The sequence below is a fragment of the Paraburkholderia sp. CNPSo 3272 genome, from assembly GCF_024206495.1.
Taxonomy (GTDB): domain Bacteria; phylum Pseudomonadota; class Gammaproteobacteria; order Burkholderiales; family Burkholderiaceae; genus Paraburkholderia.
Map to the genome: position 1 here is coordinate 124643 of NZ_JAMBPQ010000020.1, position 15862 is coordinate 140504.

The 15862-nt window shown below is 66.4% G+C and carries 14 protein-coding genes and 2 pseudogenes; 5 read left to right on the forward strand and 11 right to left on the reverse strand.

Going from position 1 to position 15862, the window contains the following annotated elements:
- Position 1: 1 nt before the first annotated feature.
- The 9 genes from M3I53_RS23305 to M3I53_RS23345 all read right to left on the reverse strand — a co-directional run bounded on the left by M3I53_RS23305 (position 2) and on the right by M3I53_RS23345 (position 9347).
- A complete protein-coding gene (locus M3I53_RS23305; RefSeq protein ID WP_254318193.1) occupies positions 2-1213 on the reverse strand; it encodes an MFS transporter in 1212 nt (403 codons plus the stop codon).
- Between the two features lie 114 nt (positions 1214-1327).
- Positions 1328-2155, reverse strand: coding sequence for a phosphodiesterase (locus M3I53_RS23310; RefSeq protein ID WP_254318194.1), 828 nt, complete (start codon positions 2153-2155; stop codon positions 1328-1330).
- Between the two features lie 22 nt (positions 2156-2177).
- On the reverse strand, positions 2178-3218 hold the full coding sequence (locus M3I53_RS23315) for an ABC transporter ATP-binding protein (protein WP_254318195.1): 1041 nt from the start codon (positions 3216-3218) through the stop codon (positions 2178-2180).
- On the reverse strand, positions 3215-4117 hold the full coding sequence (locus M3I53_RS23320; protein WP_254318212.1) for an ABC transporter permease: 903 nt from the start codon (positions 4115-4117) through the stop codon (positions 3215-3217). The genes M3I53_RS23315 and M3I53_RS23320 overlap by 4 nt, the downstream gene beginning before the upstream one ends.
- Before the next feature lie 70 nt (positions 4118-4187).
- Positions 4188-5012, reverse strand: a complete 825-nt coding sequence (locus M3I53_RS23325; RefSeq protein ID WP_133181524.1) for an ABC transporter permease — start codon at positions 5010-5012, stop codon at positions 4188-4190.
- 20 nt (positions 5013-5032) lie between these two features.
- Positions 5033-6037, reverse strand: a complete 1005-nt coding sequence (locus M3I53_RS23330) for an ABC transporter substrate-binding protein (protein WP_254318213.1) — start codon at positions 6035-6037, stop codon at positions 5033-5035.
- A 243-nt stretch (positions 6038-6280) separates the two neighbouring features.
- A complete protein-coding gene (locus M3I53_RS23335) occupies positions 6281-7348 on the reverse strand; it encodes a substrate-binding domain-containing protein (RefSeq protein ID WP_254318196.1) in 1068 nt (355 codons plus the stop codon).
- A 1011-nt stretch (positions 7349-8359) separates the two neighbouring features.
- Entirely contained in the window at positions 8360-8632 is a 273-nt protein-coding gene (locus M3I53_RS23340) for a hypothetical protein (RefSeq protein WP_254318197.1), read from the reverse strand.
- Between the two features lie 466 nt (positions 8633-9098).
- Entirely contained in the window at positions 9099-9347 is a 249-nt protein-coding gene (locus tag M3I53_RS23345) for a hypothetical protein (RefSeq protein WP_254318198.1), read from the reverse strand.
- A gap of 439 nt (positions 9348-9786) precedes the next feature.
- On the opposite strand from M3I53_RS23345, the pseudogene M3I53_RS23350 reads away from it, so the two are divergent.
- From M3I53_RS23350 to M3I53_RS23370, 5 genes and pseudogenes are all read left to right on the forward strand, one after another.
- Positions 9787-10400, forward strand: a pseudogene (locus M3I53_RS23350) (glutathione S-transferase family protein).
- A gap of 234 nt (positions 10401-10634) precedes the next feature.
- Positions 10635-10844 carry a hypothetical protein gene (locus M3I53_RS23355; protein WP_254318199.1) on the forward strand — a complete coding sequence of 70 codons (210 nt, stop codon included), beginning with the start codon at positions 10635-10637 and terminating at the stop codon, positions 10842-10844.
- A gap of 344 nt (positions 10845-11188) precedes the next feature.
- Positions 11189-12589: an FAD-containing oxidoreductase gene (locus M3I53_RS23360; RefSeq protein WP_254318200.1), complete on the forward strand. Its 1401-nt coding sequence runs from the start codon at positions 11189-11191 to the stop codon at positions 12587-12589.
- Between the two features lie 10 nt (positions 12590-12599).
- On the forward strand, positions 12600-12974 hold the full coding sequence (locus M3I53_RS23365; RefSeq protein ID WP_254318201.1) for a cupin domain-containing protein: 375 nt from the start codon (positions 12600-12602) through the stop codon (positions 12972-12974).
- Between the two features lie 41 nt (positions 12975-13015).
- Entirely contained in the window at positions 13016-13504 is a 489-nt protein-coding gene (locus M3I53_RS23370) for a metallophosphoesterase (protein ID WP_254318202.1), read from the forward strand.
- Positions 13505-13570: 66 nt separating this feature from the next.
- Here the strand turns inward: M3I53_RS23370 and proP are convergent, their stop codons facing one another.
- Both proP and M3I53_RS23380 read right to left on the reverse strand, forming a co-directional pair.
- Positions 13571-15037 carry a glycine betaine/L-proline transporter ProP gene (proP, locus tag M3I53_RS23375; protein ID WP_254318204.1) on the reverse strand — a complete coding sequence of 489 codons (1467 nt, stop codon included), beginning with the start codon at positions 15035-15037 and terminating at the stop codon, positions 13571-13573.
- Positions 15038-15623: 586 nt separating this feature from the next.
- Positions 15624-15862 (reverse strand): annotated as a pseudogene (locus M3I53_RS23380) (DDE transposase); the annotation flags it as partial.

Sequence of the window (15862 nt, forward strand, 5' to 3'; positions counted from 1 at the left end):
CTCAGGAGGTCTGCGCGCCCGCGCCCATGCGCGGGCGCGTTGCATGGTGAATCCAGCCCGCGAGCGCCGTGAACGCGATGCCCGCCGCGCACACGCCGATCCAGCCGAATGCGTGCCAGGCGGTCACGCCCACGGCAGAACCGGTCGCGCCGCCAATGAAGTAGCAGACCATGAACACCGTATTCACGCGGCTACGCGCCTCGGGGCGCAGCGCGTAGATGCGCGACTGATTCGAGATCTGCGCGGCCTGCACGCCCACGTCGAGCACGATCACGCCGATCACGAGGCCGACCAGGCTCGTGCCGGAGAGCGCGAAGATGACGAAGGCGAGCGCCATCAGAACGATCGACATCGTGATGACCGCGCGCGGCCCGCGCTTGTCGGCTGAGCGGCCCGCCATCGGCGCGGCCAGCGCGCCCGCCGCGCCGACGATGCCGAAAAGCCCCGCCGCCTGCGGCCCGAGATGGAACGGCTCGCCCGCGAGCAGCAGCGTGAGCACGGGCCAGAAGAGGCTGAACGCGGCGAAGAGGCACGCGCCTGTCGCCGACGCTTCACGCAGTCCAGGCAGCTCCAGCACGAGATGCCACATCGAGCCGAGCAGCTTTCCGTAGCCGAGCTTCGAGGTCGGCTGGCTCCTCGGCAGTTTCTTTATGATCACGAGCGCGAGCAGGAGCAGCGCGACGATCGACGCCCCGAACACCGCGCGCCAGCCGAAGTACTGCCCGACGAAACCGGCCGCCGTACGCGCGAGCAGGATGCCGAGCAACAGACCGCTCATCACTGTGCCCACCGCGTGGCCGCGCGCTTCGGGCGGCGCGAGTTCCGCGGAAAACGGCACGGCCTGCTGCGCGATGGTGGCGAGGATGCCGATCGCAAGGCTCGCGCCGACCAGCACGGCAAGCGATGGCGCGGTGGCCGCGACGAGCAGCGCGACGCACAGGCCGGCGGTTTGCAGCAGGATGATGCGGCGGCGGTCGTAGCGGTCGCCGAGCGGTGCGAGCAGCAGCATGCCGGCTGCGTAGCCGAGCTGGGTGCCGGCCGGCACGGCGCCGATCCACGCGGCGCCAGACGGGAAGCTCTGGCGGAAATCGTCGAGCAGCGGCTGATTGAAGTAGATGTTCGCGACCGTGACGCCAGCGATGGTCGCGAGCAGGAGCAACAGGCCGCGCAGCGACTGGCTTGCGCCAGCGTTTGCGGAATCAGATGTGGACATGTGCGAATGCGGGCGGCGCCCGATGATACGGAAGGCAGGCCTTCGAGCGTGCCGATCATACCGGAGCCCGCACAATCGCGCTGGCGGCGCGGGAGCGCGCCGCCAGACGCGCATTCAGGCAATCAGCTCGCCCGAGGGCTCGTAAAACGGATAGGGGCCGTCGAATGCCTCGACATAGCCATGGTGCGTGACGATCCCCGCCTGCGGATCGTAGCGATGCAGCGCAAAGGCGGGCGGCTCCAGCGTGAAGGTGGAGGGCGCATCGGGCGCGAGGTCGAGCGTGACCTGGTGAGCCGGCGCGGGGACGGCGGCAGCGATCGTGCCGCCGAAGCGCACGAACATGGGCCGGTGCACGTGACCACACAGCACGCGCTCGACGTTGGGGTGCTGCGCCACGAGCGCTCCGAGCGCCTGCGCGGCGCCGTCGTCGAGCCGGATCGCATCCATATGGCCGATGCCGCAGTCGAACGGCGGGTGATGGAGCGCGACGACCACGGGTTTGCCGCGCGCCGCGTCGAGTTGCTGCGCGAGCCACGCGAGGCGCGCAGCGCAAAGCGTGCCCGCGCTTTGCCCCGGCTGCATGGAGTCGAGCGCGATCACGCGCAACGGGCCGAGGTCCGCGGCGTACTGGACAAACTCGCCGCCTTCGCGCAGCTCGGGCCGATCGGCAAACACTTCGCGCAGCGGCTCGCGCGCATCGTGGTTGCCGATCAGGAGCCAGTACGGAAGCTCGAGCGTGTCGAGCAGCGTTCGCAGGTGCCGGTATTCCTCGACCGAGCCCTGATCGACGAGGTCGCCCGTCATGAGCACCGCGTCGGGGCGCGGCGTGAGCGCGTTCAATCGCGCGATGGTGCGCGCGAGGCTCGCGGCGGTATCGACGCGGCGATAGGCGAGCGCGCCCGGTGGCTTGATGTGCAGGTCGCTGATCTGGGCGAGCAGCATGGTAGTCCTCATTGAGAAAAAATTACGCGAGCGCGATGAGCGCTTCAGGGGCGATCGAAATGCCGACCGGCGTGCCGCGTGAGAGCTCGACGCGGCCCGCCACGTCGACGAGCAGGGCATCGGGCGCCGCTCCGCCGATCGTGAGCCGCGTGCGCTCGCCGAGAAATGTCGCCTGCTCGATCACGCCGCGCAGTTGCGCGCCGACAGGGTCCGCGAGCGTTGCGTCTTCGGGGCGGAAATACAGTTCGGCGGTGCCGCTGGTTTGGGCCACGCTGGCCGGCACGGCGCCGCCGCTCGTGCGCAGCATGCCGCCTTGCCATTCTCCGGCGATCCGGTTGAGCGTGCCGACGAACTGCGCGACCGCACGGCTGGCCGGCTGGAAGTAGATCTCGCGCGGCGTGCCGATCTGCTCGATGCGGCCCGCGCTCATCACGACGATGCGATCGCCCAGCTCCATCGCCTCGGCCTGATCGTGCGTGACGTACACCGTCGTCACGCCCAGCTCGCGCAAGAGCATGTTCATCTCACTGCGCAAGGTGTCGCGCAGGCGCGCGTCGAGCGCGGTGAGCGGCTCGTCCAGCAGCAATACGCGCGGGTGGGGCGCAAGCGCGCGTGCCAGCGCCACGCGCTGGCGCTGGCCGCCCGAAAGCTGGTTGATCGGCTTGGCCGCGTGCGCTTCGAGACGCATCATCGCGAGCAGTTCATCCACGCGTGCGCGCGCGGCGGCAGCGGGAACGCGCTGGATCTTCAGCCCATAGCCGATGTTGCCGCGTACGTCGAGGTTCGGGAAGAGGGCGTAGTTCTGGAACACCATGCCGACCTTGCGCCGCTCGATGGGCAGCGCGGTCACGTCCTCGTCGCCAAAAGCCACGCGGCCGCCGGCGTCGGGCGTTTCCAGACCCGCGATCATGCGCAGCGTGGTGGTCTTGCCGCAGCCCGAAGGGCCGAGCAGGACGAGCGTTTCGCCGGCGCCGATCGCGAGGTCGAGCGGTTCGAGCACGCGCGTGCCGCGAAACGTCTTCGCGCAGCGCGTGAGCGTGATCGGGATCGGTTCGAGTTTCATTCGGAATCCTTCTTGTTTTTTTGCTGCCCTGCGAGGCGCTGTTTGCCAGTTGGCTTTCCTGGGGAGCCGGGCACGTCCACGTCGAGCCATTGCATCGCCACGAGCAGGGGCATCGTCATGAGGAAGAAGAGAATCGTGTAGGCGCTCCCGACTTCGATGCGCAGCGACGCGTAGGTGTCCGCGAGGCCGACTGGCAGCGTTTTGGTGTCGGGCGTGTGCAACATCCACGTGAGGTTGAATTCGCCGATGGAGAGCGTGAGCACCGCGAGCGCACCCGCCACGATGCCGGGCCGGGCATTGGGCAGCACGATGGTCGTGAAGCGCTGCCAGAAGCTCGCACCGAGGCTCGCCGCGCCTTCCTCGAGCGTGCGCAGGTCCTGCGACGCGCACACGGCCGCCACGGGCCGCACCATGAACGGCAGGGTGAACACCACGTGGCCGACCACGATGAACGCCGCGCTCATGCGAAAGGCGCTGAAGCCGCCGTACACCACGAGCAGGGCGAGCGCCGAGGCGAGGCCGGGCAGGGCCACGGGCAGCACGAGAAATTCCTCGATCAAACGCGATAGGCGCGTGCGGCTGCGCGCGAGCGCATAGCCCGCGGGCACGCCGGTCACGAGCGTGATGACGAGCGTGGCGGCCGCCACTTCGAGCGAGAGAAAGACGCTCGAGTGATACTGCGTCCAGACCTGGTCGAGCCAGCGCAGCGTGAGGCCGCTCGCCACGCCGCGAAAATAGTTGACGGTCAGGCCCGCGAGGATCGACATCACCACGGGCACGATGAGAAACGCGCAGGTGGCGAGCGTGACGAGCCATTGCACACACGCAATCCATGCACGCGCTGAGGGGAGCGGCAGGCGCCGCCGCGCGGCGGGCGGCTGGCCGGGCGCTTCGCGCATGTCTTGCGCAGCCGTTGCGGCGGGATTGACGACCGTATTCATTCTGGAGTCCTCGAAAACCACAGCGTGCTCATGCCGTGGCCGCGACGGCCGCGCCCGTCACGCTGCGCGCGAGCGTGAGCACCGCCCACGTCACGAGACCGAGCACGATCGAGAGACCAGCCGCCGTGACCATGTTCGCGTTGAGCGTGAACTCGGTATAGATCGTCATCGGCAGGACGTCGATGTCGGTGGCGAGCGTGAAGGCCGTGCCGAATGCGCCCATCGCGGTCGCGAAGCAGATGGCCCCTGCGGCGACGAGGCCGGGCGCGAGCGCGGGCAGGATCACGTCGCACAGCACACGCCACGACGACGCGCCAAGCGACCGTGCGGCTTCTTCGAGCGAGCCGTCGAGCTGGCTTGCGCAGGCCATCACCGTCACGATCACGCGCGGGATCGAAAAATACAGATAGCCCGCGAAGAGTCCTGCCATCGAATACGCGAACACCCAGCGCTCGCCGGTGAGCCGCAGCGAAAGCGCGCCGATGAGCCCCTGGCGGCCGGCGAGCATGATCACCATGAAGCCGACCACCACGCCCGGAAACGCCAGCGGAAACGTGAGCAACGCGACGAGCGCGCGGCGCCCGGCGAACGTGCGCCGCGCGAGCAGAAGACCGCAGATCGTCGAGATAACGAGCGTCGCCGCGGTCACCGCGGCCGAGAGCGCGATGGTCGCGCCAAGGCTTCTCATGTAACGGCCGTTCGTCAGCAGTGCGCGATAAGTTTCGACGAAGTGCCCGTCGGCGCTCACCTGCACGAGCGCGATCATCGGCAGCAGCCAGAAAGCGAGAAACACCGCTAGCGCGGGCGCGATGAGCGCCACACGCCAGCGCAGCGGAAAAGTGAGGTCATGCATGGAAGTGATCGGCTGGGGTATCAGTGCATGATCTGCAGATAGCGCTCGCCGAACGCCTGCTGCTGCGCCGCCATCTTCGCGAAGTCCACGGGCTTTGCGCGCGCATAGTCGCTCGCGGGCAGGAACTTCGAAGCCGCTTCCGGCGAGAGCGCGCTTGCGCGCACCGGGCGCAGGTAGGCATTGGCCCAGAGCTTCTGGCCTTCGTCGGAGAGCACGAAGTCGAGCACCTTCTTGCCGTTCGCTTCGTGCGGGCCGTTCTTCACGAGGCTCATCACGTAGGGCACCGAAATCGTGCCTTCCTTGGGGATCACGAACGCGACGTTCGCGTGGTCCTTGTACTTGGCGCGGTAGGCGTCGAAGTCGTAGTCGAGCAGGATCGGAATTTCACCCGACAGCACGCGTGCGTAGGCCGTCTGCTTCGGCACGATCGGCTCGTTGGCCTTGAGCTTGCCGAACCATTCGAAAGCGGGCTGGAAGTTCTCGAGCGTGCCGCCCAACGCGAGATTCACGGCCACCGCGCCCGCATAACCCACGAAGGCGCTCGACGGATCGAGGTAGCCGACCATGCCCTTGTACTCGGGCTTGAGGAGATCCGCCCACGAACGCGGCACCGGTTTGCCTTCGAGCGCGTCCTTGTTGACGAAGAAGCCGAGCGTGCCCGAGTGGATGGCGAACCAGTAGCCTTGAGGGTCCTTCAGGTCGGCGGGAATGTCGTTCCAGTGCGCGGGCTTGTACGGCGTGATCACGCCCTTGTCCTTCGCCTGGAACGCCGATGACACGCCGAGGTAGACGACGTCGGCCACCGGGCTCTTCTGCTCGGCCATCAGTTGGGCGATGGATTGGCCGGAGTTCTTGTTGTCGAACGGCACGCGAATGCCGGTGTCTTTCTGGATTGCCTGAATCTGGCTCGCCCAGTCGGCCCATTCGGGCGGGCAGTTGTAGCAGATCGCGGTCTGATCGGCCTGCGCCGCAAGCGGCCCGGCGAGACCGGCGACGAGGGCGGCGGCGCTCGCGGCGAGCGGCAGCGCACGGGAGAAGCGGGGTAAGCGGGGTAAGTGGGGCAAGCGGGTCAGGCGCCGCACGGGCGCGGCTAGCGCGCGCAGGGCGGCGCGCACGGGGGCAAGCGAAAGCGGGCCGGCAAAGGCGAATAGGCTGGTCACGGCAGGTCTCCAGGTCGGTTGCGAGAGCGTCTGGTGGATAAGGGCCGCGTGCGTGCACGGCCCGGATTGTCTGGCTGGTTCGGTTTGTTCTTCAGAGCTGCCACGGACTCACGAGCGCGCGCCGCCGAGTTCGAGGCCGCGATCGATCGCGCTCCCAAGGGCGCCGAGCGGCGCATGCGCGATCGCCGCGATGGTGCCGCCCGCGCGCAAGGTGTGCGGCAGCGTATTGGCGAGCGGCCCCCCGTACTGGCCGCCGATGCGCGCCATCAGGCATTGCCACGCTTCGCGGCCAATGTCGCGGTTCGGTGTGCCGATGCTCGCGAGCGGCGGCGCGAGCAGTTCGCCCATTGCGAGGCCGTCGAAGCCGAGAATCGACATGTCCTGCGGCACGCGCAGACGGGCGCGGCGCAGTCCGCGCATCACGACCATCGCCAGCAGGTCGTTACTGCAGAACAGGGCCGTGGGGCGCGCGGGCCCGCTCGTCAGATGCGCGAGCACCGAAGGCGCGAGTTCCTGCGCGTTGAAATCGATTTCGAGGGCCGGCGCGGGTGTGAGGCCGGCCTGCTGCATCGCGAGGGCGTAGCCGGCATGGCGCTGGCGCGCGCGGTCAGAGGCGGCCAGCGTGCCGGCCAGCATGAGGATGCGGCGATGGCCGTGCGCGATGAGCATGCGCACGCCGTCGCAGGCGGCCTGGTGGTTGTCCACCGACACCGAAGGGCGGCGCTTGGTGTCGTTGTGCATCAGCACGTAGAGCGGGCCGTCAGCGTCGAGTTCGTCGAGCAGGGGGTGCGTGTCGGCGTCGGCGACGGTCAGGATCAGGCCTTCGACACGTTGCGCGCGCAACGTCTCGATCGCGTGACGCTCGCGATCGGCGTCGTACTGCGTGGTCATCAGCATGAGCCGAAAACCCTGCGCCGCGGCGAGTTCGTCGATCCCCTGCAGGCATTCCGCGAACACCGGATTGGCGAGCGTGGGCAGCACTACGCCGATCAGACGCGTGCGCTCGCCGCGCAACTGGCGGCCGAGCGGGCTCGGGCGAAACTTCAGCGCGTCGATCGCTTCGCGCACCCGCGCGAGCGTGACGGGGTTGACGGTGTGAGGCGCATTGATCGCGCGCGACACGGTGGCGATCGAGAATCCGGCGTGTGCGGCGACATCCTTGATGGTTGGCGTCATGCGAGCGGCCCCGGCGTCGTTTGTAAACGTTTTCGATGGGGCCGATTATGAAAAATGCGTATGACCGGCAGATGACGCGTGCGGTCCCCCGTCGCGCCTTTTGGACGCGTGGCGGGCAATGGTAGAATCGCGTCCGCCCTGCCGGGGTGATGAAATTGGTAAACATAGCGGACTTAAAAGACGATTGAGTGCCCGACCGGAAACGGCCGGTGCAGAACCCCTCAAATTCGGCGAACCCCCTGGGCCTGGAAGCGCGTTGCGCAGGCGCCGAGGCAACGCCGAGCCAAGCCGGCTGCCGCGCAAAACGGCGGTCAGGAAGGTGTAGAGACTAGACGGGGGGCGCCTAAGGCCATGCGCGGCGTGATATTACGCGGCGCTCAGCGACGGCGAAGGCATAGTCCAGCGCACGAACGCGCGTCCAACGCAGGACGCGAGGCGTCGAAAGACGTGGTGTGACGAAAATCCGCCGCCTAACGGCTTGCCGGTTCGAGTCCGGTCCCCGGCACCAGATGTTGCTCCAGTGGATGTTCCAACGGATTCCGCTGGATTCCGGAAACCCGCGATGGCTTGACGCTTCGCGGGTTTTTTATTTGCGCGGCTAACTCCGCGCGGGCGCACGAAGCGATCTGGCTAAGGAAAAACGGGAGAGGGCGGGAAAACCCGCTGCAGCCGCGCAGAATGGCGGCGCGAGGATCAGTCGGGCGCTGCGCGGCAACAAGGCGCTTGCGCACTCAACGACTACCGATCTTCCCGGTGAGAGGGTTGATCAGCCTTGCGAATCCGAACAATGCCGCGATGCCAAAGGGGCAGGCGATGAAGAATGCGGTCAACATGACTCGGCCCTAGACGTAACAAAATGTATCGTCAGTTTAGCCCGGTCATGCGATTTGGGTATCAGGGTGAACGACAACAAACTATTGCGCTATCTCGAGCAATCTGCCCTGCAACAGCGCGCTAACGCGCTGCAACCCCCGTTTGACGGGCAAGCGGGAGAAGACTGTACGATCGCCATCAGATGCAGTCGAAGATTACCTCTACTGTCTGGGACGTCACCCCGCGCACGCCTTCGCTGTGGATCTCGACTGTGTGTAACTGCTTCTTCCGTTTTTCGCAGTAGTCTTCGGCTTCGGTGAGCCCGACTGCGCGCACATGGTTCCACGAAACCAGATCCCAGCGCGCGCGGCTCGTGACGGTGAGATGCCCATCCTGTCTCGAATTGACGGCCGTCACCGATGTGCACGCCGCCAGCATGCTGACTCCAAACAACAGGATGCAACCTTTCATAGATTCTCCGTGGTCCGCGAGCATTCTCGCCGCCAACCCGGGGAATTGGCAACTGGCAACCCACAGCGATGTGCCCCGGTGCGCCGGGCTTGCTTGACGCAGTCGAACGCCCGCGCGCAGACGACTGCGTCGACGCCGGCGTCAGCGAACGGGAGCGGCTGAGCCGTCCTCGGCGGGGATCGACTTCGGGCGGCGCGGTTTCGCGTGAATCCACGGGTATCAACGCCCAAGTCGGCGGCTGTCGTAGCTCGGAGGTCAAGGGCGGGTGTGTCGGACAGCCAGGCGTTGGCACCGGGCCGGTAATTGGCGCGGCCGCGGGCATAGAGTTGCGCAGCGGCGGGCGTGGGACCCTGCCCAGCGGATTGGTGAACGGCTTGCGCGGTTCGTGATGTACGCACTCCGGCCGGAGGGGACCGTGAGCGAGCCTGGCACCGCGCGTCGCGCCGTTAAACGGCGAGCAGGGCGCTCAGTCGTGGGCGATCAGGTCGCCGATTTGACCCTGGCCCGAAACGAGACAGGAAGAGAGGAAGTTTTCGCTCTGGGCGCTCGCGCCGCGTTCGCCGAATCCGCGCACGAGCGCTTCGGCCTTGACGAGTGCGGAGCCCTGGGCACAGGTAAGCGAGCCAGCCTCGTGAGCCTGCACACGTGTCATGGCACGATTCGCGAGGAGGAGTGCGAGGACGATGACAACACCAACATTGAATGCTTGTCTCATGATTTCGTCTCCTTGTGCATTGAGACTATCTCAGCCGCTCGGCGTCCGAAGCCAGGAGTTTCCCGGCGATGCACTGCAGCACCTGTGGCACGCAAAAACGCGCTTTCATGCGATCTGCGTAATGCTTCGGCCTCCTTCGCTCCGACTCGCGCACCGCTACGCCTTGACCAGCGCGGCACGGTAAAAACGCGCCAGTAGGCGGCGTGAGGCGCTGCGTCGCAACAATGCCGCGTTGCGTCAGATTCGACGTCTGCTAACAAATGTAGCCCTCTTGTGCGGCGAGCCCGAAGCGGCACATCGACACGGTGTGTTTTTGCACAACGCGCCGCCTTGGCGAGGCGCCAATCCGTGTCGGCTCAACGTGGGTTGAAATGCGATGGGGCTTCCTGCAAGATCGACGTCCGATCCCCTTTTCCTTTTTACTGTTCGAGGTGAACCCATGCAGTTGATCGGCATGATGGACTCCCCTATGTGCGCCGCGTCGCGATTTCGCTCCATGTGCTCGGGCTCGAGTTCGAGCACCGCAGCATTTCAGTTTTTCGGCAGTACGACGAATTTGCTCAGATTAATCCCGTCGTCAAGGCGCCGACCTTCATCGACGACGATGGCACCCAGTTAATCGACTCGACACTGATCCTCGACTACCTGGACCGCAAAGTACCTGCCGCGCGGCGGCTCATGCCGGAGGAGACGCAGGAGCGGACTTTCGCGCTGCGCGTGAACGGTTTCGCGCTCGCGGCCATGGAAAAGACAGTGCAGCAGGTCTATGAGCGCCAGTTGCGCCCCGCCGAGCGCCAGCACGAGCCGTGGTTCGACCGTGTGAACGCGCAGATGCACGCGGCTTGGGCGGTTCTCGACCAGCTCGTCGCGGGCCGCGACGGCTGGCTGTGCGCGGGCCGCATCACGCAGGCCGACATTACCGCGGCCGTTGCATGGCGTTTCAACCAGTACATGCTGCCCGGCTGCGCTGAACCCGCCCGATATCCGGCGATTGCCGCGCTGTCCGCCCGCGCCGAGACACTGCCGGAATTCGTTGCCACGCCCCTCGACTGAAGCGCGTCCGCATGGCCGGCATGCGCGCAAAGACCGCGTGGCGCGGCCGCGCGCGATGCCCGGCCGGCGCGGCGGGCTCGCCGACGCCGTGCCTCCGCATTCCGGTCGATTGTTTGCGATTTTCGACAAGTGACTTCGCGGGCGGCCCATTTATCCGCGCCCGCTGCATTCCTACAATCACAACATCGAATGACCTTGCGTCAGGAGGACGCAGGGCATGCGGCGGGAGCGGTCATGAAATCCTTTATCGAACGACAGTTGTATCAGCCAGCATTGGTCCTGCCGATGGTGGACCTTATGCAGCTGATGGTGTCGCACGACTTCAACATGGGGCAAGTCGGCCTGATGATGGCGACGCGCGGCGCGCGCGCCGCATTCCTGCGCTCGCGCGAACTCTGGAACGCCGGCCACGGAGAATGTGCATCCACCGATTGTGTGCACTGATGGCGTGCTGATTGCACGCGCACTGAGCTTGCCAAAACTTTAACGACTGAATCTCCAGTCAGCGATTCACCGAACGACCGACGAGAAGCGCGCCCGGCGTTCGCCGATCCCCCTGACGCGCAGCGGCTTCGCCCGTTTGCTGTTGCGACGTCACCCTGTGAGCCGCCTCGACGTGCGAGGCGGCTCTTTTTTGCCCTGCGTTCCCCTTCGCAATACATGCCGATGCCTACCCGATTCGCAGAATCACGCTGCGGGCGGTGGCTAGTCGTCGCGCGTAAGATGGCGCGATCGGCCGCCTTTCGCGACTCGCGGCTCAACTCGCGTCAACGGCAAAGGAGAGCGGCATGGCACAGCGTTTCGATGCGATCGTGATCGGCACGGGGCAGAGCGGCCCGCCTCTCGCGGTGCGGCTTGGCAAGAGCGGCCGCAAGACCGCGGTGATCGAGCGCGCGTCATTCGGCGGGACCTGCGTGAACGTCGGCTGCACGCCGACCAAGGCCTACGTCGCCTGCGCACGTGCCGCCCACGTTGCGCGCCACGCGGCGGACTTCGGCGTGCAGATCGGCACGCCGAAGTCCGGCGACGTGCGCGTCGATCTCGCGTTCGTGAAGGCGCGCAAGGAGCGCATCATCGGGGCGTCGCGCGACGGCGTCGAGCAGTGGCTGCGCCATGCGCCGAACGTCGCCGTGTTCAAGGGTCACGCGCGCTTCACGGGCGCCCACACGGTGCGCGTGGCTGCGCACGACGGCGCGCAGGCCGATCTCGAAGCGCCCGAAATCTTCATCAATACGGGCACGCGCGCGCTCATTCCTGCCATTCCCGGCGTAGACACGATCCGCTACGAGACCAACTCGACGCTGCTCGCGCTCGCGCAACTGCCCGAGCATCTGGCGATCTGCGGCGGCAGCTACGTGGCGCTCGAATTCGCGCAGATGTTCCGCCGCTTCGGCAGCCGCGTGACGGTGCTCGTGCGCGGGCAGCGTGTCCTCGCACGCGAGGACGAGGATTATTCGCGCGCGGTCCAGGACGTGCTCGCGCGTGAAGGCGTGGATTTTCGCTTCGGCGCAGAGCCGCGCAGCGTTGCGCCGCTGGATGGCCAGGCTGGCGTGCGCATCGCGCTCGACAGTGGTTCGCTCGACGTTTCGCATCTGCTCTTCGCGACTGGGCGCCTGCCTAACACTGACGATCTGGGGCTGGACGCGGCGGGCATCGAGCGCGACGCCCACGGGCTCATCGCCGTGGACGGCCAGTTGCGCACACGCGTAGATGGCATCTGGGCGCTCGGCGACGTGAATGGCCGCGGCGCGTTCACGCACACGTCATACGACGACTTTCAGATCGTCGCGGCGAATCTGCTGGACGGCAAAATGCGCAGCGCCGACACACGCATTCCCGCATACGCGGTGTTCGTCGACCCGCCGCTCGCGCGCGTCGGCATGAGCGAGCGCGAGGTGCGCGAGCGCGGCAAACCCGCGCTCATCGCCACCCTGCCGATGTCGCGCGTGGGCCGCGCTCGCGAGCGCGGCGAGACGGACGGCTTCATGAAGGCGCTGGTGGACCCGCAAACGCAACGTATCCTCGGCGCGGCGATCTTCGGTATCGAGGGCGACGAGGCGATCCACACGTTCATCGACACGATGACGGCCGACGCGCCGTACACGACGCTGCAATACGCGATGCACATCCACCCGACTGTGAGTGAGCTGGTGCCGACCTTGCTCGACGGCCTGAAACCTCTCGAATGAGCACATTGGCATGAACCAACCGGACACCGCCGCATTCGGCAATCTTTTCGCAGGCATCGACCGCGACGCCAATGAAGAGCGCTTCGATACGCTCGTTTCGCGCGAGGGGGTGCGGATCGAGCGCATCGTCTCCACGGGCCAGGCGAGCCCGCCGGGGTTCTGGTACGACGATGCGCGCGAGGAATGGGTGGCGCTGCTCGCCGGCGCGGCGACGCTGGAATTCGAGAACCCGGCAGAGCCGCCGCGACGCCTGCTGCCCGGCGACTATGTGCGCATCCCGGCGCACTGCCGTCATCGCGTGTCGTGGACCGATCCGACGGTGCCGAGCGTGTGGCTCGCGGTGTACGTCGGCGCAGCGCCTGAGGAAGGCGACGGCGACGCATGAGCGCGGCGATAATCGGCAGAATTCAACCGAAGTGCAACGTCATGTCCGCGAAACATCCGCGACACCTGCTACGTATCGCCCTGGTTTCCGACACGCACAATCTGCTGCGTCCGGAGCTGCTCGCCTTCGTCGAGGGCGCGGATGCCATCGTGCATGCGGGCGACGTCTGCGATCAACGCGTGCTCGACACGCTCGCGGCCATTGCGCCGCTCACCGCCGTGCGCGGCAACAACGATCGTGGCGCGTGGGCCGAGGCGTTGCCGGTGCAGACCACCGTTGCGCTCGGTGGGGTCCGGCTTGCGGTGGTCCACGAGCTGCCGGACCTGCGGGGCGATCCCGCAGCGGATGGCATCGCCGTGGTCGTGAGCGGCCATTCGCACAAGCCCATGCTCGAAACGCGCGAGGGCGTGCTGTATGTGAACCCCGGCAGCGCGGGGCCGCGCCGCTTCAGGTTGCCGATCTCGGCGGCGATGCTGACGATCGGCAGCAGGGGCGAACTCAAGATCGAGCACGTCAATCTCGTCGAATAGTCCCAAGCGAGCGCGCAAGAAAAAAGGCCAGCACGAAGCTGGCCTTTTGCGTTCGAATGAGGCCTATCAGGCGCGCACGGCGTTGGCGACGGCGTATTCCTCGTCGAGCTCGCGCGCGAGACGCACCCCGCGCAGCACCGCGTGCGCTTCCGCCCTGGTGCTCACGCTCGGCGCCGAGCCCGGCAGCGGGCGGCGCGCCGTTTCGTGCAGCGCCAGCACCGAGACGATGCCGATCACCGCCGCGCCCATCAGGTAGTACGCGGGCATCATGAGGTTCTGCGTGTGCTCGACGAGCCATGCCGCCACGAGCGGCGTGGTGCCCCCGAACAGCGATACCGAGACGTTGAAGCCGATGGCGAGCGCGCCATAGCGGATCGCGGTCGGGAACAGCGCCGGCAGCGCCGAGGGCATCACGCCCGTGAAGCACGAGAGCAGCGCGCCGAGAATCAGGAGACCGAAAAACACCGGCACGAGCGCGCCCGTCTGGATCAGCGTAAGCGACGGGATCGACAGCAGGATCAGGCCCACGCAGCCCGCGAGCATCACGGGCTTGCGGCCCACGGCGTCGGACAGGCGGCCGAACGCGAGCGTCATCGGCATCATCAGCACCATCACGATCAGCACGAGGAAGAGGCCGTGCGTCTCGTTGAAGTGCAGCGTCGCCGAGAGGTAGCTCGGCAGGTACGACAGCGCCATGTAGTCGGTCACGTTGAAGATCAGCACGAGACCCACGCACAGCAGGAAGGGGCGCAGATGCTGCGTGAGGAGCGAATGCAGCGTGAGCTTGGGGCGCGTGTGCTCTTCGGCTTCGCGCAGTTCCGCTTCGCGCTTGAACGCGGGCGTTTCCTCGAGCTTCATGCGGATATAGAGACCCACGAGGCCGAGCGGACCCGCGATCATGAACGGCACGCGCCAGCCCCAGTCGAGCAGTTGCTGGTGCGAGAGCACGGCGGTCAGCACGGCGACCGTGCCCGCGCCGAACACGTAGCCGATCAGCGTGCCGAACTCGAGGAAGCTGCCCATGAAGCCGCGGCGCTTGTCGGTGGCGAATTCGGCGATGAAGGTCGCCGCGCCGCCGTATTCGCCGCCGGTCGAGAAGCCCTGAACCAGGCGCGCCACGAGCAGCAGCGCCGGCGCGGCAATGCCGATCGACTTGTACGAGGGAATCAGGCCGATGGCGAAGGTGCCGCAGGCCATCATGATCATCGTCATCGCGAGCACGCGCTGGCGGCCGATGCGGTCGCCGAGCGGCCCGAACACCATGCCGCCGATCGGGCGCACGAGGAACGCGGCCGCGAACGTGCCAAACGTGGCGATGAGCTGCGCCGAAGGGTTGCTCGACGGGAAAAACACCTGGCCGAGCGTGACGGCGATGTAGCTGTACACGCCGAAGTCGAACCATTCCATGGCGTTGCCGAGCGCCATGGCGCCGACGGCGCGTTTGAGGAGGCTTTTATCGACGATCGTGATGTCGTCGAGGGTAAGGTCGGTCTGGGCCGACGCGCGGGAAGCGGAAGCGGTCAAGGTCTGCATCTCCAATGACTGCGACGAACCCACGAGGGCCCGCCACGGTTGCCGGAGAGTACCGTTTCGCGATAGCGGCGACATTTCGCGCACGGCACGCCACGTTGCGTCAGAGACGAGGGCGGGCCGAAGGTGCATCGCACAAGGCGAGCGGCGCACGAAAGCAATGCTGAAGTGTCGCGAAACGACACTCGGACAAATTGTGTTTAACGTTGCGCCTGCGTGGCCGTAGATGGGGGGCAGGTCGCATGAGGACGCTGGACCGGCACGAGGTGCCTGGGGTTGCCCTGGTCAAAGCGCCGCTGAAACGAAAAAGAAGCCCGCGTGGCGGAGCGTTCCTTTTGTCATATGCGCATTCGGGATGATGGCGTTTTGGGGCGCCGTGCCAAATGCAATTGATGGCTAATGCCTGTTGAACGAGGCCACATGGTAGCACGATAACGGAAGATCGCGCAAACATCGGCACCCGCGGGAATTCGGGGCGCGGGCTGGAAACCCCACGGGGCGGGGGATTGCGCTGTTTCGATGGAACCGTTTCCGCAGCCTGGAATGCGCATGAAGCGCATAAAAAAACCGCGCCGGGGGCTAATGCCGTTCAGTTAAGGTCCTTTTTAAGGACGCGGACGGCATAACGTTTCGGTACAGCCTTCACGGCCCGCTCGAATTTTCGACCGGGCCGTTCTTCTTTGAGGAGTGCAACGAGGCGCTGGCGCAGACGTTGCAGCAGGGCTGGGAGTTTGCCTTGCGCACGGGTGACGGCGGCCCAGTGCAATTCGTACTGGATGACGTGGAAGGCGCGCACGAAGCTGATCTCGGTCGGCTCGCACTTCACCG